22 protein-coding genes are annotated in these 23,392 nt (G+C 69.2%); 10 read left to right on the forward strand and 12 right to left on the reverse strand.

Annotated features, from left to right (window positions below):
• Positions 1–45: 45 nt before the first annotated feature.
• The 8 genes from ACHFFZ_RS06105 to mshD form a co-directional block, all read right to left on the reverse strand.
• The gene (locus ACHFFZ_RS06105; RefSeq protein ID WP_394275768.1) at positions 46–918 is read right to left on the reverse strand and encodes a sucrase ferredoxin; all 873 of its coding nucleotides are present in this window, start codon (positions 916–918) and stop codon (positions 46–48) included.
• A gap of 115 nt (positions 919–1,033) precedes the next feature.
• Positions 1,034–1,810, reverse strand: a complete 777-nt coding sequence (gene pstB, locus ACHFFZ_RS06110; protein ID WP_394275769.1) for a phosphate ABC transporter ATP-binding protein PstB — start codon at positions 1,808–1,810, stop codon at positions 1,034–1,036.
• 22 nt (positions 1,811–1,832) lie between these two features.
• Positions 1,833–3,008, reverse strand: coding sequence for a phosphate ABC transporter permease PstA (gene pstA / locus ACHFFZ_RS06115; RefSeq protein WP_394275770.1), 1,176 nt, complete (start codon positions 3,006–3,008; stop codon positions 1,833–1,835).
• Entirely contained in the window at positions 3,005–4,105 is a 1,101-nt protein-coding gene (gene pstC / locus ACHFFZ_RS06120; protein ID WP_394275771.1) for a phosphate ABC transporter permease subunit PstC, read from the reverse strand. The genes pstA and pstC overlap by 4 nt, the downstream gene beginning before the upstream one ends.
• 181 nt (positions 4,106–4,286) lie before the next feature.
• Positions 4,287–5,456: a phosphate ABC transporter substrate-binding protein PstS gene (pstS, locus tag ACHFFZ_RS06125; protein WP_394275791.1), complete on the reverse strand. Its 1,170-nt coding sequence runs from the start codon at positions 5,454–5,456 to the stop codon at positions 4,287–4,289.
• A gap of 163 nt (positions 5,457–5,619) precedes the next feature.
• Positions 5,620–6,501 (reverse strand): NUDIX domain-containing protein, encoded by an 882-nt coding sequence (locus tag ACHFFZ_RS06130; RefSeq protein ID WP_394275772.1) that lies wholly within the window; start codon positions 6,499–6,501, stop codon positions 5,620–5,622.
• Between the two features lie 42 nt (positions 6,502–6,543).
• Complete coding sequence (locus ACHFFZ_RS06135) at positions 6,544–8,643, reverse strand: RNA degradosome polyphosphate kinase (RefSeq protein ID WP_394275792.1); 2,100 nt, start codon at positions 8,641–8,643, stop codon at positions 6,544–6,546.
• Positions 8,644–8,660: 17 nt separating this feature from the next.
• Positions 8,661–9,551, reverse strand: coding sequence for a mycothiol synthase (gene mshD / locus ACHFFZ_RS06140; RefSeq protein ID WP_394275773.1), 891 nt, complete (start codon positions 9,549–9,551; stop codon positions 8,661–8,663).
• 132 nt (positions 9,552–9,683) lie between these two features.
• Here mshD and ACHFFZ_RS06145 point away from each other — a divergent pair, with 132 nt between their 5' ends.
• Together ACHFFZ_RS06145 and ACHFFZ_RS06150 are read left to right on the forward strand one after the other, a co-directional pair.
• Positions 9,684–10,367 carry a hypothetical protein gene (locus ACHFFZ_RS06145; protein WP_394275774.1) on the forward strand — a complete coding sequence of 228 codons (684 nt, stop codon included), beginning with the start codon at positions 9,684–9,686 and terminating at the stop codon, positions 10,365–10,367.
• Between the two features lie 2 nt (positions 10,368–10,369).
• Positions 10,370–11,011 (forward strand): winged helix-turn-helix domain-containing protein, encoded by a 642-nt coding sequence (locus tag ACHFFZ_RS06150; RefSeq protein ID WP_394275775.1) that lies wholly within the window; start codon positions 10,370–10,372, stop codon positions 11,009–11,011.
• 15 nt (positions 11,012–11,026) lie between these two features.
• On the opposite strand, the gene dtd is transcribed toward ACHFFZ_RS06150, so the two are convergent.
• Positions 11,027–11,473 (reverse strand): D-aminoacyl-tRNA deacylase, encoded by a 447-nt coding sequence (gene dtd, locus ACHFFZ_RS06155; RefSeq protein WP_394275776.1) that lies wholly within the window; start codon positions 11,471–11,473, stop codon positions 11,027–11,029.
• A gap of 78 nt (positions 11,474–11,551) precedes the next feature.
• On the opposite strand from dtd, the gene ACHFFZ_RS06160 reads away from it, so the two are divergent.
• Genes ACHFFZ_RS06160 through ACHFFZ_RS06175 form a run of 4 tightly spaced genes read left to right on the forward strand, consistent with a single transcriptional unit; the run spans position 11,552 to position 14,112 of the window.
• The gene (locus ACHFFZ_RS06160) at positions 11,552–11,680 is read left to right on the forward strand and encodes a hypothetical protein (RefSeq protein ID WP_394275777.1); all 129 of its coding nucleotides are present in this window, start codon (positions 11,552–11,554) and stop codon (positions 11,678–11,680) included.
• A complete protein-coding gene (locus ACHFFZ_RS06165) occupies positions 11,680–12,183 on the forward strand; it encodes an FABP family protein (protein WP_394275778.1) in 504 nt (167 codons plus the stop codon). Before ACHFFZ_RS06160 ends, ACHFFZ_RS06165 begins: the two co-directional genes overlap by 1 nt.
• Before the next feature lie 7 nt (positions 12,184–12,190).
• The gene (locus tag ACHFFZ_RS06170; RefSeq protein ID WP_394275779.1) at positions 12,191–13,135 is read left to right on the forward strand and encodes a YgfZ/GcvT domain-containing protein; all 945 of its coding nucleotides are present in this window, start codon (positions 12,191–12,193) and stop codon (positions 13,133–13,135) included.
• A 17-nt stretch (positions 13,136–13,152) separates the two neighbouring features.
• Entirely contained in the window at positions 13,153–14,112 is a 960-nt protein-coding gene (locus ACHFFZ_RS06175) for an asparaginase (RefSeq protein ID WP_394275780.1), read from the forward strand.
• A 69-nt stretch (positions 14,113–14,181) separates the two neighbouring features.
• On the opposite strand, the gene ACHFFZ_RS06180 is transcribed toward ACHFFZ_RS06175, so the two are convergent.
• The 3 genes from ACHFFZ_RS06180 to ACHFFZ_RS06190 all read right to left on the reverse strand — a co-directional run bounded on the left by ACHFFZ_RS06180 (position 14,182) and on the right by ACHFFZ_RS06190 (position 18,984).
• The gene (locus ACHFFZ_RS06180; RefSeq protein ID WP_394275781.1) at positions 14,182–15,267 is read right to left on the reverse strand and encodes a peptidoglycan-binding protein; all 1,086 of its coding nucleotides are present in this window, start codon (positions 15,265–15,267) and stop codon (positions 14,182–14,184) included.
• Positions 15,268–15,487: 220 nt separating this feature from the next.
• On the reverse strand, positions 15,488–17,359 hold the full coding sequence (typA, locus tag ACHFFZ_RS06185) for a translational GTPase TypA (RefSeq protein WP_394275782.1): 1,872 nt from the start codon (positions 17,357–17,359) through the stop codon (positions 15,488–15,490).
• Between the two features lie 116 nt (positions 17,360–17,475).
• Positions 17,476–18,984, reverse strand: a complete 1,509-nt coding sequence (locus ACHFFZ_RS06190; protein WP_394275783.1) for an APC family permease — start codon at positions 18,982–18,984, stop codon at positions 17,476–17,478.
• Positions 18,985–19,114: 130 nt separating this feature from the next.
• Here ACHFFZ_RS06190 and ACHFFZ_RS06195 point away from each other — a divergent pair, with 130 nt between their 5' ends.
• The 4 genes from ACHFFZ_RS06195 to larE form a co-directional block, all read left to right on the forward strand.
• Positions 19,115–19,555, forward strand: coding sequence for a DUF3151 domain-containing protein (locus ACHFFZ_RS06195; protein ID WP_394275784.1), 441 nt, complete (start codon positions 19,115–19,117; stop codon positions 19,553–19,555).
• 157 nt (positions 19,556–19,712) lie between these two features.
• Positions 19,713–20,996: an adenylosuccinate synthase gene (locus ACHFFZ_RS06200; protein ID WP_394275785.1), complete on the forward strand. Its 1,284-nt coding sequence runs from the start codon at positions 19,713–19,715 to the stop codon at positions 20,994–20,996.
• Between the two features lie 142 nt (positions 20,997–21,138).
• Entirely contained in the window at positions 21,139–22,461 is a 1,323-nt protein-coding gene (locus tag ACHFFZ_RS06205) for a LarC family nickel insertion protein (protein WP_394275786.1), read from the forward strand.
• A 119-nt stretch (positions 22,462–22,580) separates the two neighbouring features.
• Positions 22,581–23,392, forward strand: an 812-nt coding sequence (gene larE, locus ACHFFZ_RS06210; RefSeq protein WP_394275787.1) for an ATP-dependent sacrificial sulfur transferase LarE, incomplete at its 3' end; no start/stop codon positions are given.

Raw genomic sequence — 23,392 nt, forward strand, 5'->3', positions numbered from 1 at the left:
CGTATGTGCTGCAATTCCTGCGCCCGTGCTCCCGGGTGCTGCGCCTCAGAGCTGCGTGACGTTCCACCAGGTGGCGGGCACCGGCGCCTTGCCGCAGCTCTCCGGCACCTGTATTTCGTCGCTGGAGCGCTTCTCGACGGCCAGCGTCCAGGTGCGCCCGTCGCGGTGGCTGGCCCGCACCGTCTGGCCGTCGACCTCGTAGACCACGGCACCGGGATCGGTCTCGCCGGTGGCCGCTCGCAGCCAGGCATCCGCGATGCGTGCCATCGCCGGAAGGCAGGTGCGGCCGCGGTCGTGCTGCCCGTCGAGGGCCAGCAGCTGGCCCCTGAGTGCCCGCACCGCCAGCTCCTCGTCCACGCGGGCGGTCATCTGGCGTGCGGGCAGGGCCAGGGCGGTGGTGGCGAAGCGGTGCCCGCCCAGGTGGGTGGCCTCCCAGACCCGGTCCCCGAAGCGTGCGGCCAGGCTCCGCGCCAGCGGTGCGCCCTTGGTGGCACAGCAGCGATCGCGCTTGCCATTGGTGCACACCAGCAGCACGGGCTCCGCCGGCTCCAAGGGGGGCGGGGGAGCGGTGGCGACGGACAGGTCAGCCCAGCCCTCCAGCAGACCGGGTAGTTCGGCGGCATCCTCAATGGTGCAGCGGCCCAGCCATGGGGCCTCGACGGGCCCGCCGGCGACGAGCACGCGGCGGGGGCCCGGCTGGTCGGGGTGGTGCAGAGGGCTTCGCACCAGCAGCATCCTCCCGCCGGCCAGCTGCGCGGTGCGCTCCAACAGGGCGCCCAGCTCGGGGTCCAGATGCGACTGGGTGAAGGCTTTGGCTCCCCACGGGCCGGGCTGTTCCAGGGCCACCCAGAAGCGGGCATCGGGCGCAGTCCCGAGGGCGGGCAGTGCGGCATCGACCCAGGCATCCGAACACGTCATGGCACCAACCCTATGCGGCGGGCGCGGCAAGCAGACAGGTCCGTTGCCCCTGGGAGAACGGGCGACGCCCCCGCGATGGCTCGCGGGGGCGTCGGTTGGGTGGTCGTGGACCGGATCAGCCGAAGCGGCCGGTGATGTAGTCCTCGGTGGCCTTCTGGTCCGGGTTGGAGAAGATCTTGTCGGTGTAGCCGATCTCGACGAGCTTGCCGGGCTTGCCGGTGGCGGCCAGGTTGAAGAAGGCCGTCTGGTCGGAGACGCGGGCGGCCTGCTGCATGTTGTGCGTCACGATGACGACGGTGAACTTCTCCTTCAGCTCCTGGATCAGGTCCTCGATGGCCAGGGTGGAGATGGGGTCCAGGGCCGAGCAGGGCTCGTCCATCAGCAGCACCTCGGGCTCGACCGCGATGGCGCGGGCGATGCACAGGCGCTGCTGCTGGCCACCGGACAGGCCGACACCGGCCTTGTCGAGGCGGTCCTTGACCTCGTTCCACAGGTTGGCGCCCTTCAACGAGCGTTCCACCACCTCGTCGAGCTTGGCCTTGTTGGTGACGCCGTTGAGGCGCAGGCCGGCCGCGACATTGTCGTAGATGCTCATCGACGGGAAGGGATTGGGGCGCTGGAAGACCATGCCCACCAGGCGGCGCACGGCCACCGGGTCGACACCGTCGCCGTAGAGGTTGACGCCGTCCAGCAGCACCTCGCCGGTGGAGTAGGCGCCGGGGATGACCTCGTGCATGCGGTTCAGGGTGCGCAGCACGGTGGACTTGCCACAGCCCGAGGGGCCGATGAAGGCGGTGACGGTGCGGGGCTCGACGGTCAACGAGACACTGTCGACGGCGTGGAAGTTGCCGTAGTAGATGTTGAGGTCCTTGACCTCGATGCGCTTTGCCATGTCTTTTCTTTCCTTCTCGGGCTTACTTCTCGGCGAGCTTGCCGCGACGGGCAATTGCGCGGGCAATGAGGTTGAGGATCATCACCAGCAGCACCAGGGTCAGGGCCGCGCCCCAGGCACGGACCTCGCCGGTGGAGCCGACGGCGAAGCGGCGGTCCTCGTTGATCATCGTGGGCAGCGAGCCCATGTTGGAGGCGAAGGGGCTCACATTGGTGCCGGTGGCGAAGGCCACCAGGATCAGCAGCGGGGCCGTCTCGCCCATCACGCGGGCCATGCCGAGCACGATGCCGGTCAGGATGCCCGAGCTGCAGGTGGGCAGCACCACCTTGAGGATCGTCTTCCACTTGGGCACACCCAGCGCGTAGGAGGCCTCGCGCAGGCTGTCGGGCACCAGCTTCAGCATTTCCTCGGTGGAGCGCAGCACGGTGGGCAGCATCAGCAGCACCAGGGCCAGCGAGGCGGCGAAGGTGGAGCGTCCGAAGCCACCGATGGTGATCACCAGGGCGAAGATGAACAGGGCCGCGACGATCGAGGGCACGCCGGAGAGGATGTCGATGGCGAAGCTGACCACCTTGGCGATCTTCTTGCCGCGGGCGTACTCGACCAGCCAGATGGCACCCAGGACGGCGATCGGGACCGCGATCAGCGAGGTGATCAGGCCGATCTCCAAGGTGCCGATGATGGCGTGCTTGGCGCCACCGACCGACGAGTTCTGGGTGGCCTGGCCCTCGTCCTGGGTCCACCACTGGAGGCTGAAGTGGCGGGCGGTGCCGGCGCCGATGCCCTGCGGCTCGCCGATGACGACCTCGCGTGAGACGGCGGACGGCTCGGTGGACTTGCTGAGGCCCTTGAGCCTCTCACCGACCGCGACATAGCTGCCCGACTCGGTGTAGCGGTAGTCCAGCGGCTTGGCCGGGTTGTCGCCGCACTGGGACTGCTCGACGCGGACCCACTTGCCGCCGTCCTTGGTCGCACAGGTCTTGACGTAGTCGGGCTGGGCGGTGACCAGCGGCGCGGCGCCCTTGATGGCCACCGTGGACAGGATCCACAGCAGCGGGATGATCGCCAGGGCGCCGGCCAGCCAGACGAAGGCGGTGGCTGCCTTGTCGATCAGCTGGCGCTTGCCGCTGGGGGTGCGCAGCTGCACCTTCGACTCCCCGTTGGGGGCGGATGCGGTGTGGTTGACGGCGGTGCTCATGCCTTGACCTTTCCGGCATTGGCGAGGGTACGGGCGAAGGCGTTCACCACGAAGGTGAGGACGAACAGCACCAGGCCGGCGGCGATGTAGGCGCCGGTCTTGTCGGCGCTGTCGAGCTCACCCGCGCCGTTGGCGATGCGGGCCGCGAAGGTCTCGCCGCCGTCGAAGATGGAGAAGTTCAGGTCCTGCACGGTGGACAGGATGATCATCACGGCGACGGTCTCGCCGAGGGCACGGCCCAGGCCCAGCATGGCCGCGGCGGTGACTCCGGAGCGGCCATAGGGGATGACGGCGGTGCGGATCATCTCGGTCTTGGTGGCGCCCAGGGCCCAGGCGGCCTCGATGTGGTCACGGGGAGTCTGTGCGAAGACGTCGCGGCTGATCGACGTGACAATCGGCAGGATCATGATGGCCAGCACCGTGGAGGCGGTGAAGACGGTGCCGGGGGAGGGCAGCAGGCCGGGCTTGAAGAAGGGGATCCATCCCAGGATGCGGGTGAGGAATTCGCCCAGCGGCACCAGTGTCGGTCCGAGGATGCGCAGGCCCCACAGGCCGTAGACGACCGAGGGGACAGCGGCCAACAGGTCGACCATGAAGCCGACGACATTGGCCAGGCGGCCGCGGGCGTAGTGGGTGATCAGCAGGGCGACGCCGATGGCGATCGGGACGGCGATCATCATGGCGATGATCGAGCTGAAGACCGTGGTCCACAGCAGGCCCAGGATGCCGAAGCGGAAGTTCTGCCCCAGGTCCCATTCGTTGGAGGTGAGGAAGTTCGCGTTGTTGCGCATCAGGGAGGGCACGGCCAGCGCCAGCAGGAAGAGGGCGATGAAGCCCACGACTGCGACGATCATGCCGGCGGAGATGCCGGTGGCGGACTTGAAGGCGAGGTCGGTGCCGGGCTTGACCTGGGCCAGGGTGACCGGCCCGGTCTCGACATCCGGCGTGCTCGCGGCCCGGCGCTGGGTGGCCACGGCGCGGCGCACCGTGGGCGTGGGCGGTTCGGTGTGGGGTTCGGTGGCGACCACGTCGGCGGGCGAGACGTCGGCATCTGCCGGCGTCACGTCCTGACGGGGGTCATTGCCTGGTGTTGGCATTGCTCTTCCCTGTTCCTGTTGGAGGCTCTGGTGCGGTTCGTCCGCGCGGGCGGGCGGGGTGGGGATGGACCCGACCCCGGACAGTGAGAGGGGAGCGACCCTCTCGCCGGGGCGAGAAGGCCACTCCCTCAGTCAACTGCTCGGGTCACGACCGCTGGTCGACACCGCTGGGTGCAGACGATCAGGCAATGGCCTTGATGGAGTCCTGCACCTTGGTCTGCATCGACTTCGGCAGCGGGGCGTAGCCGGCATCCTCCAGCTGGCCCTGGCCCTCGTCGGAGGCGGCGTAGGTCAGGTAGTCCTTCAGCAGGGCGGTCTTGTCGGCGGCCAGGCCCTTCGAGCAGACGATCTCGTAGGTGACCAGGATGGCCGGGTAGGCGTCGGCCTCCTTGATGGCGTAGTCGAGGCTCAGCTTGAGGTCATTGCCCTTGCCCTTGATCTCGGCGCCCTCGACGGCCTTGCCGACCGTCTCGGGGTTCAGCTCGACGGCGCCGGCACCGTTGTCGATCAGGGCCATGCTCAGGTCATTGGACTGGGCGTAGCTGAGCTCCATGTAGGAGATGGCACCCTTGGTCGACTTCACGGCCTCGGCGACGCCCGAGGAGCCGTCCTTGCCCTCGCCGGCCTTCAGCGGCCACTTCTTGCCGGTCTCGGCGGCGAAGGCCGTCGGGGCGGCCTCCTTCAGGTACTTGGTGACGTTCTCGGTGGTGCCGGACTCGCCGGAGCGGTAGAAGACGGTGATCTTGTCACCGGGCAGCGTGGCCTCGGGATTGGCCTTGGCGATGGCCGGGTCGTTCCAGGTGGTGATCTTGCCGGCGAAGATGTCCGAGAGCAGCGCCGGGGTCAGGGCCAGCTCGTCGACGCCGTCCAGGTTGTAGGCGAAGGCGATGGGGCCGACGACCATCGGCAGGTTCCAGGCCTCGTTGCCGCCGCAGCGCTTCTTGGCGGCGTCGACCTCGATGGTGCCATCGTCCTTCGGCTTGTCCTTCAGGGCGGAGTCGGAGCCGGCCCAGTCGACGAGCTTGCTGTTGAAGTTGGTGATGCCCTTGCCGGAACCGGTGGGGTTGTACTCGATGGTGCCCTTGCCGCCGCACTTGTCCTGGTAGGACTTCTTCAGCTCATCCATGGCGGTCTTCTGGGCGGAGGAGCCCTCGCCCTTGAGGCTGCCGGCGGGGCAGGCCAGGTCGGCCGAAGCGACGGCGGCGTCGGAGGAGCCGGAGTCGGTCGCCTTCGACGCAGCGCTGCCGGCTGCGGAGGTGGCGGACTTGCCAGCTTCCTGGGCACCGCCACAGGCGGTGAGGCTGAGGGTTCCGAGGAGGGCCAGTGCGGCGAGCTTGCCGGTGCGATTCATCGTCACGTGATTCCTTGTGTCGCTGTCGCGGCAGAGCCGCGCCGGGAGCCCTGTGCTCCCTGTGCGTCACGGTAGGCAGGTCATGTGTCCTGTTCCGAGCGGTTTGGTTAACGAAGGGTGAACGTTGGCGTGGCATTGCGCCAATTGCCTGCGCCAGCGCGCCTCATGCGGAAGATTTGTGGGTTTCTGTGGCGACGGCGCGGCCCTTGTCGTCGAGGTGGACCACCAGGACCTCGCCGGTGAGCATGGCGGCATCCTTGACCCCCGCCCCGGCACGCATGTCGGGCAGTACGGGACGGTGGCCGCAGACCGCGACCACCTCATTCTTGCGGGCCGTCTCGCGGCACAGTTCGGCGACGAAGTCCTGCACCTCCCGGCTCTTGCCCTCGGCCTCCTCCTCGCTGAGCAGGCTGACTCCGGCGATCGGCATCGCGCTGGCCCGGGCCTTGGGGATGAGGGTCTGCATGCAGCGGGTGGAGGTGGAGCTGACCAGGCGGGTGGTGCCGTAGGCCGTCAGCAGTCCCACCATCCGGCGGGACTGGCGGCGGCCGCGGGAGGACAGCGGACGGTGCCAGTCGTCACCATTCCAGTGCTTGCGCAACATCGCCTTGCCGTGGCGCACCACCAGCAGGGTGCTGGTGGCCGGCAGCTCCAGGGCATTGCGCAGGACCTGCTTCTCGTCCTCGTAGCTGAGTTTCGACAGGGCCTTGTCGATGGGCATCCAGACCGCCTTCTCCACTTCGCGGTCAGGACGGCGACGACGTTCGGCGTCCACTACGCCGACCCACCAGCGCACCACCTTGGTCTTCTTGCCCACCTGGTAGCGCGTCCGGCCGGCGGGCATCCCCAGGTGGATGCGCACCCCGGTCTCCTCGTGGACCTCGCGCACGGCAGTGGCGGGCAGGTCCTCGTCGGTCTTCGGCTTGCCCTTGGGCAGGGACCAGTCCTTGTAGGTGGCACGGCGTACCACCAGGACCTCGCGACGGTCCTCGCCACCGCGCAGCACCACGGCTCCTGCCGCGGTGATCCTGCCCTTGCTCCCCATCGCGTCCCACTCCTCAGCCGTGCCTGCTCCCGGTCCCCTGGGTCAGTGCCGCCGTCGGGAGGCCTCCAGGATGTAGTGCTCCTGCAGGTCCACCAGGGGCTGGCCGTGCTCGTCGGTGGTGTGCGGCTCCCAGGTGCGGTCCACCAGCTGCCAGCTGACGGTGCCGTCGTCGAAGCAGGCGTCGAACATCTGCTCCACCTGTTCGATGTGGCGCGGATTGGTCAGGCTCACGATCACCTCGACGCGACGGTCCAGGTTGCGGTGCATCAGGTCGGACGACCCGATGCCCACCGAGGCATTGCCGCCGTTGGCGAACCAGAAGACGCGCGAGTGCTCCAGGAAGCGGCCCAGTACCGAGCGGACGCGGATGTTCTCGCTCAGGCCCGGCACCCCGGGGCGGATGGTGCAGATGCCGCGCACCCACAGGTCCACCGGAACGCCCGCCTGGCTGGCCCGGTACAGGGCATCGCTGATCTTCTCGTCGACCAGGGAGTTGACCTTGATCCGGATGCCGGCCGGAAGCCCCTTGCGGGCATTCTCGATCTCGGTGTCGATGCGCTCCAGCAGACCCTTGCGGATGCTGTGCGGGGCGACCAGCAGGCGCCGGTAGTTGGTCTCCTGCGTCATGCCCGAGAGGTGGTTGAACATGCGCGCCACGTCGTCGGTGATGATCGGGTTGGACGTGAGCAGGCCCATGTCCTCGTACATCCGCGCCGTCTTCGGGTTGTAGTTGCCGGTGCCGATGTGCGCGTAGCGACGCAGGCCGTCGACATCGTCGCGCACCACGAGGCACAGCTTGCAGTGGGTCTTGAGGCCCACCATGCCGTAGACGACGTGCACGCCGTACTTCTCCAGCTTGCGCGCCCAGGCGATGTTGTTCTGCTCGTCGAAGCGGGCCTTGATCTCCACCACCGCGAGCACCTGCTTGCCGGCCAGGGCGGCCTCGATCAGGGCGTCGACGATGGGGGAGTCACCGCTGGTGCGGTAGAGCGTCTGCTTGATGGCCAGCACCTTCGGGTCCGCGGCGGCCTGCTCGACGAAGCGCTGCACGCTGGTGGCGAAGGAATCGTAGGGGTGGTGCAGCAGCACCTCGCGCTTCTTCAGCGCCGCGAACATGTCGGCGGGCTTGGCGGTCTCCACCTCGGCCAGGTCGGGGTGGGTGATGGGCAGGAAGTTGGGGTACTTCAGGTCATCACGGTCGACGCCGGCCAGGCTGAACAGCCCGGTCAGGTCGAGCGGCGCGGGGAGCTTGAAGACCTCCTTGGGCTTGACGTCCAGCTCGCTCATCAGGAGCTCGAGCATGGGTTCGTCGATGTCGTCCTGCACCTCCAGGCGCACCGGCGGACGACCCACCTTGCGGCGCAGCAGCTCCTTCTCCAGCGCGAAGAGCAGGTTCTCCGCGTCGTCCTCCTCCACCTCGAGGTCTTCGTTGCGGGTGACGCGGAAGGTGGTGTGCTCCAGCACCTGCATGCCGCTGAAGAGCTGGTCCAGGTGACGTCCGATGATCTCCTCGAGCGGCAGGAAACGCCCGCCGCCCAGGGTGACGAAGCGGTCCAGGATCGTGGGCACCTTGACCCGGGCGAACTGCTTGGCACCGGTGAGGGGGTTCTTCAGCAGCACCGCCAGGTTGATGCTCAGCCCGCTGATGTAGGGGAAGGGGTGGCTGGGGTCCACCGCGAGGGGGGTCAGCACCGGGAAGATGCGTTCGCTGAACAGCGTGCGCATCTCGTCCTTCTCGGCGGCGGTCAACTCCTCCCAGGTGAGGATGACGATGCCGTTGTCGGCCAGGGCCGGGCGCACGTCCTCGGCAAAGACGCGGGCCTGCTCGGCCACCAGCTCGTGGGTGCGCTCCAGGATGTCGTCGTGCAGGTCGCGCGGCATCTGCCCGGTGACGGTGCGCACGGCCACGCCGGCATCGATGCGGCGCTTGAGGCCGGCCACGCGCACCATGAAGAACTCGTCCAGGTTCGACGAGAAGATGGCCAGGAACTTGGCCCGCTCCAGCAGGGGGATGCGCAGGCTGTCCCGGGCAAGGTCGAGCACCCGGTTGTTGAAGGCCAGCCAGCTCATCTCACGATCGAGGTAGCGGTCGGACGGCAGGTCCGGCAGGGGCTCGTGCTGGGCAGCGTCGGCGTCGTTCATGGGGTTCACGGGTCTCCTCAGGAGGCGTAGCTGGCGTCACGGGTGACGACGACAAACCTAGCGGATTCGTACATCTTCACCACCCGGTGTTCCGATGCCTCGACGTAGAGCCGGACCCGTTCCACGCCCCGCTCCACAAGGTGTTCCATGCCGGCATTGAGCAGGGCACGCCCGATGCCGCGGCCCGAGGCCCCGGGGCTGACCCCGATCACGTAGACCTCGCCCAGCAACTCATCGGGATGCTCGGTGTCGCCGTGCTCGGTCTTGGTCCAGTGGAAGCCGAGCATGGCGCCGGTCTCCTCGTCGGCCGCCACGATGATGCCCTGGGGGTCGAACCAGTCCTCGTCGGCACGCAAGCGGAAGTCGGCCAGTGTCATCTGCCCCTGTTCGGGGTGGTGGGCGAAGGCCTCGGCGTTGACCTCCACCAGCGCGGAGGCATCGGCCTCGCTGAAGGGGCGAAGCACCACTCCCTGCGGGGCGTCGGTGGGCTCCAGCGGGCGCTCGGCGAGATTGCGTTCCATCACCAGCAGCTCGCGCACCTTGCGCGCGCCCAGGCTCTCGGCCATGGCGCGGGCGGCGGGCAGGTCGCCGAAGGCCCACCAGACCGGCTGCTTCTCCACCTTGGCCACCTCGGCGGCAAGGCAGGTTGCCACCCCGCGGCGCCGGAGCTCGGGGTGCACCACCATCTGCACCTGGTGGTTCGGCCGGTCGCACTGCGCGTAGCCGGACAGCACCCCGCCGCAGTGGGCCAGCCAGTGCACTGCGTGGCCCCGTCCGTCCAGGGCAAAACCGGCGGCCTCGTTGAGGGGGCGGACCCGATCCTCGGTGGTGGCCCGCTCGACCAGATCCAGGACGGCCTCGCGCTGGGCGGGCGTCAATGCCCCGGTACGGCTGATGTGTGTGTTCACATCCTCCACGCTAGCGGCCCTGCAGCAGCTGTCCACCACCGTGTGCAGCCCCGTGGTCCGCCTGGCCCTCGGCCTGGTCCACACCCGCGTGCTGTCGCGCTGGTCGTGTCGGGCACCGATAGTCTGCTGTGCATGAGCCACCAGGCAGAGCAGGTGCCACTGGCCGGCGGCGTGCGAGCCCAGCCGGCCATCGCGGCGCGCGCCCGTCGCCTGTTGCTGCAGCTGCAGCTGGCCGTGGTCGTCTCCGTGCTGGGCCTGGGAGCCAACGTGATGGCCTCGCGGACCCTGCTGCGCTTCGAGGGCAGTGCCCGCCTGTGGCCGATGCTCGCCAACCTGGCCGCCATCCTGGTGCTGCTGGTCTGCCTGCTCCAGCTCTTCGTGTGGAGTCAGGCACAAAAGGAATGGACCGGGCGCAAGGACGTGTCCTTGGCGGTTCTGCTGGCGCCCTCCGCGGCGGGCCGGTGGCTCGGCGTGCTGTGTGGGCTGGGCGGCCCGCTGGCGGCCTCCCGCATCATCGAACAGACCTCCCGCCAGGAACAGGCCCACTGGTGGGCCCTGTCCGGGGCCCTGTGCACGATCGTGGCCACCGCCTTCGGGGCCATCCAGTTCTTCGACCCTGCCGGGCCCCGCGGGGTGCTCCCGAGCCGCATCGCGGGGGGACGGCAGGCGCCCGGCCGGGATGGCCACCAGGACGAGACCGTGGTGTTGGGCACCCGTAGGGATGGTGTGGTGCTGGGCACCCGTCCGGATGGTGTGGTGCTGGGCACCCGACCGGATGATCGGGACGGCGCCACCCCGCCCGAACCGGGTCGCTGAGCATGCGGATCGCTCACCTGCACCGCGCCGGGGCACCTCCGCTGCCGGCCAGCTTCGGGCTGTTGGACCACGAGGTCGTCGCGATCGCGGACCCGACCGTGGAACTTCCCGCCGGGTGCGTGCTGGTGCTGGTCGATGCCCGCGCCGACCTGGCCGGCGCCAAGGAGGCGTGCACCCAGCTCCAGCTGCTGCAGGAGCCGGCGCCGGTTCTGCTGCTGGTCGACGACGACGCCCTGGGTCTGCTGGGGCCCTCCTGGGGCGCGGACGACTTCGTGCTGGCCGAGGCCCGGCCCCAGGAGCTCGAGGCGCGGATCCGGATGGCGCTGCGCGAGGGTGAGCCATCCCACCTCGTGCGCAGCGGCCCGGTGTCCATCGACGAGCAGGCCTACACCGCCACGCTGGGCGGGCAGGCCCTCGACCTGACCTACACCGAGTTCGAGCTGCTGAAGTACCTTGCCCTGCACCCCGGCCGGGTGATGACCCGCGAGCACCTGCTCAGCGAGGTCTGGGGCTACGACTACTACGGAGGCACCCGCACCGTCGATGTCCACATCCGGCGCCTGCGGGCCAAGCTGGGACCCGAGTACGACGCCCACATCGTCACCGTGCGCAATGTGGGCTATCGCTTCCTCGCCACCCGGTGAACGGACGAACCGGCGTCAGCGCGCGCCGAAGAGCTCGTCGGAGTCGAGCAGGATCGTCACCGGACCGTCATTGACCAGGCCCACTTGCATGTCGGCCCCGAAGCGTCCGGTCTCCACGTGGGCCCCCAGCTCGCGCAGGCAGGCGACGAAGTGCTCCACCAGCGGCTCGCTGACCGGACCGGGGGCAGCGGCGCTCCACGACGGGCGACGGCCCTTGCGGCAGTTGGCGTAGAGCGTGAACTGGCTCACCACCAGCAGCGGCGCCTGCTCGTCGGAGGCGGAGCGTTCACCGTCCAGGATGCGCAGGCCCCACAACTTCTCGGCCATCCGGCGCATTACCTCCTGGTCGTCCTCGTGGGTGATGCCGACCAGGAGCACCAGGCCGGGGGAGGGCAGGCTGCCCACCACCTCCCCGGCGACGCTGACCTGTGCCTCCAGGGCTTTCTGCACGACGACTCGCATACCTCCCAGACTAGGGGTGCGCAGCCGGGGGGTGCGCAGCGGGAAGAAAGCGTCGGTGGTGCTCGTTAGACTCCAGTGGTGGCCCAAACCAATGTGATCATCCTCGTGGCCGCCTGCGCCCTGGTGGTGCTGGCGTGCCTGGCAGTCCTGGCCACCCTCCTGCTGCCCGGGGGATGGCGACCACGACGAACGAAGCGAGACGCCTGATGCCCTTCCAGATTCCCGAGGACCTGAACCCCAAGCTCTTCCCGCTGGCCTGGATGATCGGCCGCTGGCGCGGCAATGGCCACGGCACCTGGCCCGGACACGGCGAGTTCACCTACGGCATGCAAATCGACTTCGAGACCAATGGCGGTCCCTACCTGCACTACGTCTGCCAGACCTACAAGGTGGACGACGCTGGCCAGCCCGTCGAGCCGATCAGCATGGAGACCGGCTTCTGGCGCCCCAGCGAGGACAAGAAGAACCTCGAGGTGGTGCTGACCGCACCCGAGGGCTGGGCCGAGGTGTGGACGGGCACCATCGACGGCGCCCGCATCGACCTGGTCACCGATGCCGTGATGCGCACCGAGAGCGCCGAGGTGGAGTACACCGGCGGCTCGCGCCTCTACGGCCAGGTGGAGGGCGACCTGCTGTGGACCTTCGACCGCGCCACCACCAACCACCAGCTGCAGCCCTACCTGTGGGCGCGCCTGCAGCGCGTCGCCTGAGGCCGGCATGAGCGACATCCTGGTTGACTCCGGCATCGACGAAGGGCTCGTCTGGCACCACGGCGACCCGATGCGCGAGCAGCGCACCATGGCGGCCGGTGGCGGGCAGCTCCGTCTGTCCAACCGTCCCGTCCTGCAGGTCAGCGGACCGGACCGGCTGCCCTGGCTGCATTCGCTGACCAGCCAGCACCTGGAGGGGCTGGCCGAGGGCGAGTCGGCCACTGCCCTGGTGCTGGACCCCAATGGCCGCATCGAGCACGTGCTGCACGGGGTCGAGCTTGACGGCAGCTTCTGGGCCTGGACCGAACCCGGCCGCGGCGAGGAACTGGCCGGCTGGCTCGACCGGATGCGCTTCATGATGCGCGTCGAGGTCAGCCTGCGCGAGGACCTCGAGCTGGTCTGGACCGGACGTGCCGCAGTCGAGGGCACCCCTGAAGCGGCAGTGGCCGTGCGCTCCAGCGACATCGCCGAGGGCCGTGAGTTCTTCGTCCCGCGCGGCACCGACCTGGGCGCGGACCCGGTGGGCGTCTGGGCACACGAGGCGCTGCGGATCGAGGCGGGGGTGCCGCGCATCGGCATCGACACCGACCACAAGACCATCCCCAATGAGCTCGGCCTGCTGGGCACGCACCTCGAGAAGCGTTGCTATCGCGGTCAGGAGACCGTCGCGCGGGTGCACACGCTGGGCCGTCCGCCGCGCCGCCTGGTACAGCTGCACCTGGACGGTTCCATGGAGTCGCTGCCCGCACAGGGGCAGCCAATCGTGCACGGCGAGCGGGAGGTCGGCTTCGTCGGCGGCTCCCAACGCCACCACGAACTGGGCCCGATCGCCCTGGGCCTGGTCAAGCGGAATGTGCCCGTCGAGGCCAGCCTGCTCATCGGCGACATCAGCGCCGGCCAGGAGGCCTTGGTGGACCCCGAGGTGGGACTGCACGTTCGTCCCAGGCTCTGATCGCCAGGAGGCAGACGATGACCACCGGCCAACCCTCGCCCGTCCTGGTCCACGTGGTGCGCCAGGACTTCCTGGAGTGCGTCCACCGCGGCCGGGTGGTGTTCACCGATCCCGACGGGAGCATCGCCCTGGCCCTGGGCGATGCCGAGGCACTGCTCTATCCCCGTTCGGCCAACAAGCCGATGCAGGCGCTGGCCATGGTGCGCAGCGGACTCGACCTCGACGGCGAGCTGCTGGCCCTGGCCGGGGCCTCGCACTCGGGGGAGTCCTTCCATCTGGACGGTGCCCGCAGGATCCTCGCCGAGGTGGGGCTGGGCGAGGACGACCTTCAGTGCACGCCCGACTTCCCGCTCGACGAGCAGGCGCGTACCGAGTGGATCCTGGCCGGGCACGGCAAGGAGCCGCTCGCGATGAACTGCTCGGGCAAGCACGCCGCGATGCTGCGGACCTGCCTGCGGGCTGGCTGGCCGACCCAGGGCTACCGGGAACAGGACCATCCGCTGCAGCTGGCCGTGGCGGCCACGATCACCGAGCTGGCCGGGCAGGCCAGTCATCACACCGTGGACGGCTGCGGCGCTCCGTTGTTCGCGATGCCCCTGCGCGGGCTGGCACACGCCTTCGGCCAGCTCGCCGGTGCCGACGACGGGGAGGCGAAGCTGGTGGCGGACGCCTACCGCACGCATCCCGAATGGGTCTCCGGCACGCGCCGCGAGGAGGTGGTGCTGCACCGGGCCGTGCCCGGGCTGGTCTGCAAGATCGGCGCCGAGGGCTGCCTGGCGATCGGCTTGGCCGATGGTCGCGGCATCGCCATCAAGACCGACGACGGCAATGCGCGCGGACTGTTCACCATCGCCCACGCACTGCTGACCCGGCTGGGGATGGGCGGCCCGCAGCTCGATGCCCTCGCCCAGGCGCCCGTGCTGGGTCACGGGGAGCCCGTCGGCGCCATCCGTGCAGTCCCGAGCCTGTTCGATTGACCGTCCTGGATGCCACGATGCCCGGCCCCGGAACTTCCGGGCCGGGCATCGTCGTCATCGTGAGGCTGGTCAGGGGGTGACGATGACCTTGTCACCCACGCGCACCTGGCTGTAGAGCCACTTGGCGTCACTGAGCTTGTTCATGTTGACGCAGCCGTGGCTGCCCGGGCCGGAATGGCCGATCCGGGCGAACTCGGCGGAGTAGTGCACGGCCTCGCCGCCGTCGAAGAACATCGTGTAGGGCATGTTCACGTGGTACAGCGTCGAGTACCAGTTGGGGTGCTTCAGGTAGACCTTGAAGGAGCCATTGCGGGTCACGTGGCCCGGGCGGCCGGTGCGCACGTCATAGCTCTTCTGGATCTTGCCGTTGATCACCCAGTACATGCGGCGGTCGCCCTTGTCGATGCACAGGGCGCGGCCGGTCAGGCAGCGGCGGTCGAGCTTGGCGGCGATGCCGGTGGCGGGCTTGCGGTTCCTGTAGCGGCTCAGGATCAGGTTGTTGGTGCGGCTGTCGACCACGCCGGTGACCGGGAGCTTGTTGTCCTTCTGGAACTTCTTGACCGCGGCGGTGGTCTGGGGTCCGTAGACGCCGATGATGGCGCTGGCGGGCAGGTAGCCCAGGCCGTTGAGCCGGCCCTGGATCTGCTTGACGGTGTTGTTGCGGTGGCCGGGCTTGGCGACGACGGTGGCAGCGGGTTTGGGGGCCGGCTTGGCGGTGGGCTTGGGGGCCGGCTTCGGGGTGGGCCTGGCCGTGGTCTTGCGGTTCTTGTAGGCGGTGATGATGCGGGTGTTGGTGGTGGTGTCCACGATGCCGGTGACCGGGAGCTTGTTGTCCTTCTGGAACTTCTTGACCGCGGCGGTGGTCTGGGGTCCGTAGACGCCGATGATGGCACTGGCGGGCAGGTAGCCCAGGCCGTTGAGCCGGCCCTGGATCTGCTTGACGGTGTTGTTGCGGTGGCCGGGCTTGGCGACGACGGTGGACGGGGCGGCAGCCCTGACCGTGGCGGCGGCCTGGCTCGGGGTGGCGCTGGCGGTCGCCGACGGGGCCGGCGTCGGCGTCGGCGTCGGTGCGGCCTGGGCGATGACGGCAGGCCCGGCCAGCAGGCTTGCGCTGGCGAGGCTTGCGACGAATGCGCGGTTCAGGGTGCTGGACATGGTTTCCTCCGTGGGTGGCTTCCTGACTGGTACACGCTCCACGAGGCCGCGGGGTTGCACGGGATGCCAATTTTTTCCTGAAGGCCCCGGGGGGATGGAGCCAAGGCCTCATCCTCGCATCGTGAAGGGTCGCATCAGTGCTTGCCGTGGACGTGTCAGGAGGAAAAGAACCGCCGCCCACCCGTGGGGGTGGACGGCGGTTCAGCCAATCGTCAGCAGCTCACTTCTTGTTGGCCGCCTTGAGGCGGCTGCGCACCTTGGCGCGGTCGTTCATGCTGAGCTGCACCTTGCGGATGCGGACATTCTTCGGCGTCACCTCGAGGCACTCGTCCTCGGCGCAGTACTCCAGCGACTCCTCCAGGCTCATCAGTCGCGGCGGGATGAGGCGCTCGAGTTCGTCGCCGGTCGCGGAGCGCACATTGGTGAGGTGCTTCTCCTTGGTGGGGTTGACGTCCATCTCGTCGGGGCGGGAGTTCTCTCCCACCACCATGCCCTCGTAGACCTCCTCGCCGGGGCCGACGAACAGGGTGCCGCGCTCCTGCAGGTTGAACAGCGTGTACGAGGTGGTGACGCCCATGCGGTCGGCGACCAGCGAGCCGGTCGGGCGGTTGCGCATCTCGCCGGCCCACGGGAAGTGGCCCTCGTAGACGTGGTTCATGATGCCGGTGCCGCGGGTCTCGGTGAGGAACTCGGTGCGGAAGCCGATCAGGCCACGGGCGGGAAGCACGAACTCCATGCGGACCCATCCGGTGCCGTGATTGACCATCTGTTCCATGCGCGCCTTGCGCACGCCCATCATCTGGCTGACGGGGCCGACGAAGTCCTCGGGGCAGTCGACGGTGAGCCGCTCGAAGGGCTCGTGCAGCTTGCCGTCGATCTCGCGGGTGACCACCTCGGGCTTGCCGATGGTCAGCTCGAAGCCCTCACGGCGCATCATCTCCACCAGGACGGCCAGCTGCAGCTCGCCACGGCCCTGCACCTCCCAGGTGTCGGGACGCTCGGTGTCGTTGACCACGAGCGAGACATTGCCGATCAGCTCCTGGTCGAGGCGGTTCTTGACCATGCGGGCCGTCAGCAGCTTGCCGACGCGGCCCGCCAGCGGCGAGGTGTTGATGCCGATCGTCATCGAGATGCTCGGCTCGTCGACGTGGATCAGCGGCAGCGCCTTCGGCTGGCTCGGGTCGGCGATGGTCTCACCGATGGTGATCTCGGGGATGCCGGCGATGGCGATGATGTCGCCGGGGCCTGCCTCGTCGACGGGCTTGCGCTCCAGGGCGTCGGTCATCATCAGCTCGGACAGCTTCACGGTCTGCTGGCTGCCGTCACGACGGATCCAGGTGACCTGCTGGCCGCGAGTGATCGTGCCCTCCTTGATGCGGCACAGTGCCAGGCGGCCCAGGTAGGGCGAGGAGTCCAGGTTGGTCACCAGCGCCTGCAGCGGAGCCCCCTCGGTGTAGGTGGGTGCCGGGATGGTCTTCTCGATGGTCTCGAAGAGCGGCTGCAGGGTCTCGGAGTCAGGCATGGCGCCGTCCTCCGGCTGGTTGAGGGAGGCGCGGCCGGCCTTGGCGGAGGCGAAGACCACCGGGAAGTCCAGCTGCTCGGCGTTCTCGTCCTCGACCAGGTCCATGAACAGCTCATAGGTCTCGTCGATGACGGCGGTGATGCGCGCGTCGGGGCGGTCGACCTTGTTGATGACCACGATCAGTGGCAGCTTCTTGGCCAGGGCCTTGCGCAGCACGAAGCGGGTCTGGGGCAGCGGACCCTCGGAGGAGTCCACCAGCAGGATGACGCCGTCGACCATCTCGAGACCGCGCTCGACCTCGCCACCGAAGTCGGCGTGGCCGGGAGTGTCGATGATGTTGATGGTCAGTTCCTGGCCATCGTCCATGGTGTGGCGAACGGCGGTGTTCTTCGCGAGGATCGTGATGCCCTTCTCGCGCTCGAGGTCCATGGAGTCCATGACGCGGTTGTTGACGTCCGACCCCTCACGGAAGGCGCCCGACTGCCAGAGCATGGCGTCGACGAGAGTCGTCTTGCCGTGGTCGACGTGGGCCACGATGGCGACATTGCGCAGGTCTTTGCGGATGGGCATGCAGAAAGCTCCGAAACTTGAGGGGAATTACCTGTGGAGTCTATGCCCCCACGCAGTGTGCACCTGACCGTCTGCTGTGGCGCAAGGCCCCGCCACAGCCGCGCCACAGCTGGGGCTCAGCTCTTCCTGCGGTCGGCGGCGACAGCCTCTTCCACGTCCGGCGACAGTGCACGGCCCGTCGCCAGGCGGGAGTGGCGGTAGCCATAGCCGAAGTAGACGGCGATGCCCAGGGCCAGCCAGACCAGGAAGCGCAGCCAGGTCTCGACGGCCAGGTTGAGCGTCAGGCCGATGCAGATCACTGCCGACAGGATCGGCAGCACGGGCGAGAAGGGCACCTTGAAGGGACGCTCCAGGTCCGGATGGGTGCGACGCATCACCGGGATGCCGATGCTGACCAGGATGAAGGCGCTCAGCGTGCCGATGTTCACCATCTCCTCCAGCATGCCGATCGGGGTCAGGCCGGCCAGCAGGGCGATCACCACGGTGAGGATGGCGATGATCTTCGTCGGGGTGCGGTGCTGGGGGTGGATGGTGGCCAGCCCCATCGGCAGCAGGTTGTCGCGGCACATGGCGAAGACCAGCCGGGAGCAGCCGATGATCATGGTGAGCACCACGGTGAACAGGCCGACCACGGCACCGGCCGAGATCAGGATGGCCATCCAACCCTTGCCGTGGTGGGCGAAGGCCTGGGCCAGCGAGGCCGACGGTTCGAGCTGGTCGTAGCGCACCATGCCGGTGACCACGACGGCGACGGCGCAGTAGAGCACCGTGGCGATCAGCAGCGAACCGATGATGCCGCGGGGCAGGTCGCGCTGCGGATTGCGGGTCTCCTCGGCGGCGGTGGCAACGACATCGAAGCCCAGGTAGGCGAAGAAGACCAGCGCGGCGCCGGCCAGGATGCCGCCCACGCCGAAGGCGGCCGGCTGCAGGCCGAACAGGGCCTGGACCAGGGGCTGGGTCATCGTGCTGTGGGCGCCCTCGCTGGGCACCGGGGCCGGGATGAAGGGCGTGTAGTTGGACGGATTGATCAGCCCGATGCCCGCCACGACGACGAAGAGCACGATGGCCACCTTGATGCCCACCAGCACCGTCTCGACCCGCATCGACTCCTTGATGCCCAGGCTCACCAGGGCACCCAGGAAGAGCGCCAGCAGCACCGCCGGCACGTCGACGGCACCGCCATAGCTGTACTGGGCGGGCAGCGTGATGCCGACATGGCCGAGCAACACGCCCAGGTAGGCGCTCCAGCCCTGCGCCACCACGGCGGCGGCCAGCAACAGTTCGAGGATCAGGTCCCAGCCGATGATCCAGGCCACCAACTCGCCCATCGAGGCATAGCTGAAAGTGTAGGCCGATCCGGACACGGGCACGGAGGAGGCGAACTCGGCATAGCACAGGGCGGCCAGGCCACAGCACAGGGCGGCCAGCAGGAAGGACAGCACCACCGCGGGGCCGGCCACCTGGTTGGCGGCCCGCCCGGTGAGGGTGAAGATGCCCGCGCCGACGATGATGCCCACCCCGAAGACGGTCAGGTCGAAGGCGCTGAGCGTCTTGGCCAGCTTGTACTCCGGCTCCTCGGTGTCGGCGAGGGACTGCTCGATCGACTTGGTGCGAAAGATCTTCACGTGGGGCTCCGACATCGGTGGGCTTGGCCACCACATCTTCGGCCCTTCGGGGCTGCGCCGCACAACTTCCCGCATCGTGGACCATTCTCGGGGCCTCGCCGCCGGGCGGGGAGCGGCCTAGAGTTGGGGCATGGCACACGAGACCCACCCCAACCTGATGGCCTCCGGCCCCGAGACCTTGCTGCCCGCCGACCCGGCCCTGGCCGAGCTCGAGGAGCGCGGCACCGAGGGATTCATCGACGTGGTGCGGGCCAACCCGACCTCCAGCCTGTGCTGGGCGCTGCTGGCCGAGGCCGGCCTGGCCGAGAACACGCCCGAGGCCGACGTCACCGCCTACGCCTATGCCCGCACTGGCTACCACCGCGGACTCGACGCGCTGCGCCGCAATGGCTGGAAGGGTTCCGGCCCGGTGCCGTGGAGCCACGTGCCCAACCAGGGCTTCCTGCGCTGCCTGCGGGCCCTGACCGTGGCCGCCGACCGGATCGGCGAGGATGCCGAGGCCCAGCGTTGTGCGCAGTTCCTGCGCGACTCCTCCGAGGAGGCCCACCAGGTGCTGGTCGAGGGCAACTGAGGGCCCTCCTGGGCCGCCCCTGGACAACGTCCAGGGGCGCCCCACCGGCCGTGGGCTAGAATCGTGCGGCACGAGCCTCTTGCCCATGCAGGAGGCTTCACCTGTTTCTGGCGGCGACCACAGTCGGGGCGCCGCCCATTGATCTTGGAGGGCTGAAATGCCTGGCATCGTGGTGATCGGGACCCAGTGGGGCGACGAGGGCAAGGGCAAGGCGGTGGACCAGCTCGGCGAGAGGGTCGACTTCTGCGCCCGCTACTCGGGCGGCAACAATGCCGGCCACACGGTGGTCGTCAACGGCAAGAAGACCGTGCTCCACCTGCTGCCCTCGGGCATCCTCAACGACAACACCACCTGTGTGCTGGGCAATGGCGTCGTGATCGACATCGACGTCATGTATCACGAGCTCGACGAGCTGGCCGCGCAGGGCACCGAGGTGGCCCACCCGCTGGTCTCGGCGACCGCGCACGTGCTCACCAGCTACCACCAGACGATGGACAAGGTGACCGAGCGCTTCGCCGGCAAGCGCAAGATCGGCACCACCGGCCGCGGCATCGGCCCCGTCTACTCCGACAAGATCAACCGGATGGGCATCCGCGTCCAGGACCTCTTCGACGACCAGGTGCTGCGTGACAAGGTCGAGGCCGCCCTGGTGCTCAAGAACAGCCAGCTGGTCAAGATGTACAACCGGCCCGAGATCGAGGTCGACGAGGTCGTCGAGCAGCTGCTGGCGCACCGCGAGCGGATCCGTCCCTTCGTGGTGGACTCCGGCCGCGTGCTCAACGACGCCCTCGACGAGGGCAAGGTGGTCCTCTTCGAGGGCGCCCAGGCCCACCACCTGGACGTCGACCACGGCACCTATCCCTTTGTCACCAGCTCCAACCCCTCCGCCGGCGGCGCCTGCACCGGCACCGGTGTCGGCCCCACCCGCATCGACCGGATCGTAGGCATCGCCAAGGCCTACACCACCCGTGTGGGCGAGGGTCCCTTCCCGACCGAGCTCTTCGACGCCGACGGTGATCGGCTGCGCACCGAGGGCGGCGAGTTCGGCGCCACCACAGGGCGCCCGCGTCGCTGCGGCTGGTTCGACGCCCTCGTGGTGGAGCAGGCCGCCACCTACAACGGCTGCACCGACATCTTCCTCACCAAGCTCGACATCCTGTCCGGCTGGGATCGCATCCCCGTCTGCGTCGCCTATGAGGTGGACGGCGAACGCCTGGAGCACTTCCCGGTGGACGCCAACCAGCTGGCCAAGGCCACGCCCGTCCACGAATTCCTCGACGGCTGGCACGAGGACATCTCCGGCTGCCGAACCTTCGACGAGCTGCCCGCCAACTGCCAGGCCTATGTGCACCGCCTGGAGGAGCTGATCGGCTGCCGCATCTCCGGCATCGGCGTCGGCCCCGGCCGCGAGCAGACCGTCACCATCAACGACCTGCTGTAATCGTTCTCCCCTGAGCAAGGGGGACGACCCCCTTGGACCCCCGCTGCGCTCGCACGCACCGCCGTTCGCAGGCCCCCGCTGCGCTCGCACGCACCGCCGTTCGCAGGCTCGCGGCTGTGCTCGCGTGGCACGGAAGGAACCCATGCACGCCTGGATCGATGTCAGCGCCGGGGTGGCCGGCGACATGCTGCTGGGTGCCATCCTCGACGCCGGGGCCCCGCTGGACGAGGTCCAGCGGGTCCTCGACCAGGTGGTGCCCGGATCGGTCCGGCTGCACGCCGAACCCGTGGTCCGGGGTGGCCAGCGCGGCACCAAGGCCCAGGTCGAGGTCCTCGTCGACGACCCTCCTCACCGCACCTGGGCCACCATCAGGACAATGCTGCAGGAAGCGGCGATCCCTGCCTGGACGGCCGACCGCGCCCTGGACGCCTTCGGCGCCCTGGCGCTGGCCGAGGCCCGGGTGCACGGCACCAGCCCTGACGAGGTCCACTTCCACGAGGTCGGCGCGCTGGACTCCCTCGCCGACGTGGTGGGCACCTGCGAGGGCCTGCGACTGCTCGGCGTGGAGAGCCTGTCGGCCTCGCCCGTCGCGCTGGGGGAGGGACGGATCCGTGCGGCCCACGGCGACATCCCCGTCCCGGTGCCCGCCGTCGTGGAACTGGCTCTGGGGTGGCAGGTGCTGCAGACCCGCTACTCGGGAGTCCTCGCGCCGGCCCCCGGAACCTCCGCCCCGCACCAGCACGCCGGACATTCCCACGGCCACGACGAGCCCGCCGAGGTGACCCTTCCCGGAGCCGTCGGCGAGCTCGCCACCCCCACCGGCATGGCGCTGGTGCGGGCACTGGCCGCCAGCTGTGAACCGATGCCGTCCATGACGATGGTCGGCGTCGGGATCGGCTGCGGCGGCAAGGACTTCGCCGACCACCCCAATGTGGTGCGCATGGTGCTCGGCGACCGTGGACAGGACGCTCCCGCCGCCCGCACCGAGGACCCGCTCGGCATCGCGGTGCACGAGCTCGAGGCCACCGTCGACGACATGGACCCGCGCCTGTGGCCCGGAGTGATCGACGCCCTGCTCGCGGCCGGCGCCCGCGACGCCTGGCTGGTGCCCTGCGTCATGAAGAAGGGACGGCCCGGTTTCGTGCTGCACGCCCTGGCCGCCGCACCGGAGCAGGAACGGGTCGGCGACGTGATGCTGCGCCAGACCTCCACCCTGGGCATCCGCTCCCACCGGGTGCGGCGCACCATGCTGCAGCGCTACTGGCGCACCCTCACGGTGCGGGGAGTGGAGGTGGAGGTGAAGGTGGGCCACGACGACGGCATCGTCGCCCACGCCACCGCCGAGTTCGACTCCCTGGCCCGCGCTGCCCGCGAGCTCGGGATCGGCGAGCAGGAGATGCTGGCCGCAGTGCAGGCGGCGATCGTCGAGGCCGGGCTGGTCCCCGGAGCACGCGTCACCGACTGAATGGCGCAGCCCCCGATGTCGGGGGCTGCGGCACACAGTTCAGCGACGATGGACCCTCCAGGGCAAGACCCGGCCAGCGCTGGGACAATTCGCAGAGACTCAATAGGCTCGAAAGCACCATGAGCGACATCCCCCCTTCCATCGGCACCAATCCCGCCGAGGCCGTCATCCGAGAGCTGCGGTCGGTGCCCGCAGGCCGGCTCGGCATCGCCTACTCCGGCGGGGTCGACTCCGCCGTCCTCCTCGCCCTGGCCGTGCAGGCACTGGGAACCGGGCGCGTCATCCCATTGCTCGGGGTGAGCCCCTCACTGGCCGCCGACGAGCGACGCATCGCCCACGAGGTGGCCGCCCAGATCGGCGTCGAGGTGCACGAGGTGGACACCCACGAGGGCGCCAACCCGGCCTATGTCGCCAACGGCGCCGACCGCTGCTTCCACTGCAAGGACGAGCTCTTCACGCGCATCGATGACCAGGTGGCCGACGAACTCGGGCTGGTGGCCGTCGCCTACGGGGAGAATGCCGACGACGTGCTGCGGCCCGACCGCCCCGGTGCCCGCGCCGCCACCGAGCACGACGTGCTGCGCCCCCTGGCCAGCGCCGGCATCACCAAGCCCCAGGTGCGGGCGATCGCCCGCGAGCTCGGCCTGTCCGTCGCCGACAAACCCGCCGCGCCCTGTCTCGCCTCCCGCATCCCCCACGGAGAACCCGTCACCCGCGAGAAGCTGCGCCAGGTGGAGGAGGCAGAACAGGCCGTGCGCCGCGCCGGCTTCAGCGACGGACGCGTCCGGCACCACGGCAGCATCGCCCGCATCGAACTGCCTGCCTCCGAGATCGGACGCCTCGCCGACGACCAGTTGCGCTCCCAGCTGATCGCCGACGTGCGCGAGGCAGGCTTCGCCCACGTCACCGTCGACCTCGCCGCAATCCAGTC

This window comes from Luteococcus sp. (genome assembly GCF_043424415.1).
Taxonomy (GTDB): Bacteria; Actinomycetota; Actinomycetes; order Propionibacteriales; family Propionibacteriaceae; genus Luteococcus.

Bases quoted from the DNA above. Each gene is read 5' to 3' on its own strand.
- ACHFFZ_RS06165 (WP_394275778.1), top strand. From the start codon at position 11,680: ATGCCCTTCCAGATTCCCGAGGACCTGAACCCCAAGCTCTTCCCGCTG.
- pstB (WP_394275769.1), bottom strand. From the start codon at position 1,810: ATGGCAAAGCGCATCGAGGTCAAGGACCTCAACATCTACTACGGCAAC.
- ACHFFZ_RS06195 (WP_394275784.1), top strand. From the start codon at position 19,115: ATGGCACACGAGACCCACCCCAACCTGATGGCCTCCGGCCCCGAGACC.
- ACHFFZ_RS06105 (WP_394275768.1), bottom strand. From the start codon at position 918: ATGACGTGTTCGGATGCCTGGGTCGATGCCGCACTGCCCGCCCTCGGG.
- ACHFFZ_RS06170 (WP_394275779.1), top strand. From the start codon at position 12,191: ATGAGCGACATCCTGGTTGACTCCGGCATCGACGAAGGGCTCGTCTGG.
- typA (WP_394275782.1), bottom strand. From the start codon at position 17,359: ATGCCCATCCGCAAAGACCTGCGCAATGTCGCCATCGTGGCCCACGTC.
- ACHFFZ_RS06180 (WP_394275781.1), bottom strand. From the start codon at position 15,267: ATGTCCAGCACCCTGAACCGCGCATTCGTCGCAAGCCTCGCCAGCGCA.
- dtd (WP_394275776.1), bottom strand. From the start codon at position 11,473: ATGCGAGTCGTCGTGCAGAAAGCCCTGGAGGCACAGGTCAGCGTCGCC.
- ACHFFZ_RS06145 (WP_394275774.1), top strand. From the start codon at position 9,684: ATGAGCCACCAGGCAGAGCAGGTGCCACTGGCCGGCGGCGTGCGAGCC.
- pstS (WP_394275791.1), bottom strand. From the start codon at position 5,456: ATGAATCGCACCGGCAAGCTCGCCGCACTGGCCCTCCTCGGAACCCTC.
- ACHFFZ_RS06205 (WP_394275786.1), top strand. From the start codon at position 21,139: ATGCACGCCTGGATCGATGTCAGCGCCGGGGTGGCCGGCGACATGCTG.
- ACHFFZ_RS06150 (WP_394275775.1), top strand. From the start codon at position 10,370: ATGCGGATCGCTCACCTGCACCGCGCCGGGGCACCTCCGCTGCCGGCC.
- ACHFFZ_RS06200 (WP_394275785.1), top strand. From the start codon at position 19,713: ATGCCTGGCATCGTGGTGATCGGGACCCAGTGGGGCGACGAGGGCAAG.
- pstA (WP_394275770.1), bottom strand. From the start codon at position 3,008: ATGAGCACCGCCGTCAACCACACCGCATCCGCCCCCAACGGGGAGTCG.
- pstC (WP_394275771.1), bottom strand. From the start codon at position 4,105: ATGCCAACACCAGGCAATGACCCCCGTCAGGACGTGACGCCGGCAGAT.
- ACHFFZ_RS06175 (WP_394275780.1), top strand. From the start codon at position 13,153: ATGACCACCGGCCAACCCTCGCCCGTCCTGGTCCACGTGGTGCGCCAG.
- ACHFFZ_RS06130 (WP_394275772.1), bottom strand. From the start codon at position 6,501: ATGGGGAGCAAGGGCAGGATCACCGCGGCAGGAGCCGTGGTGCTGCGC.
- ACHFFZ_RS06135 (WP_394275792.1), bottom strand. From the start codon at position 8,643: ATGAACGACGCCGACGCTGCCCAGCACGAGCCCCTGCCGGACCTGCCG.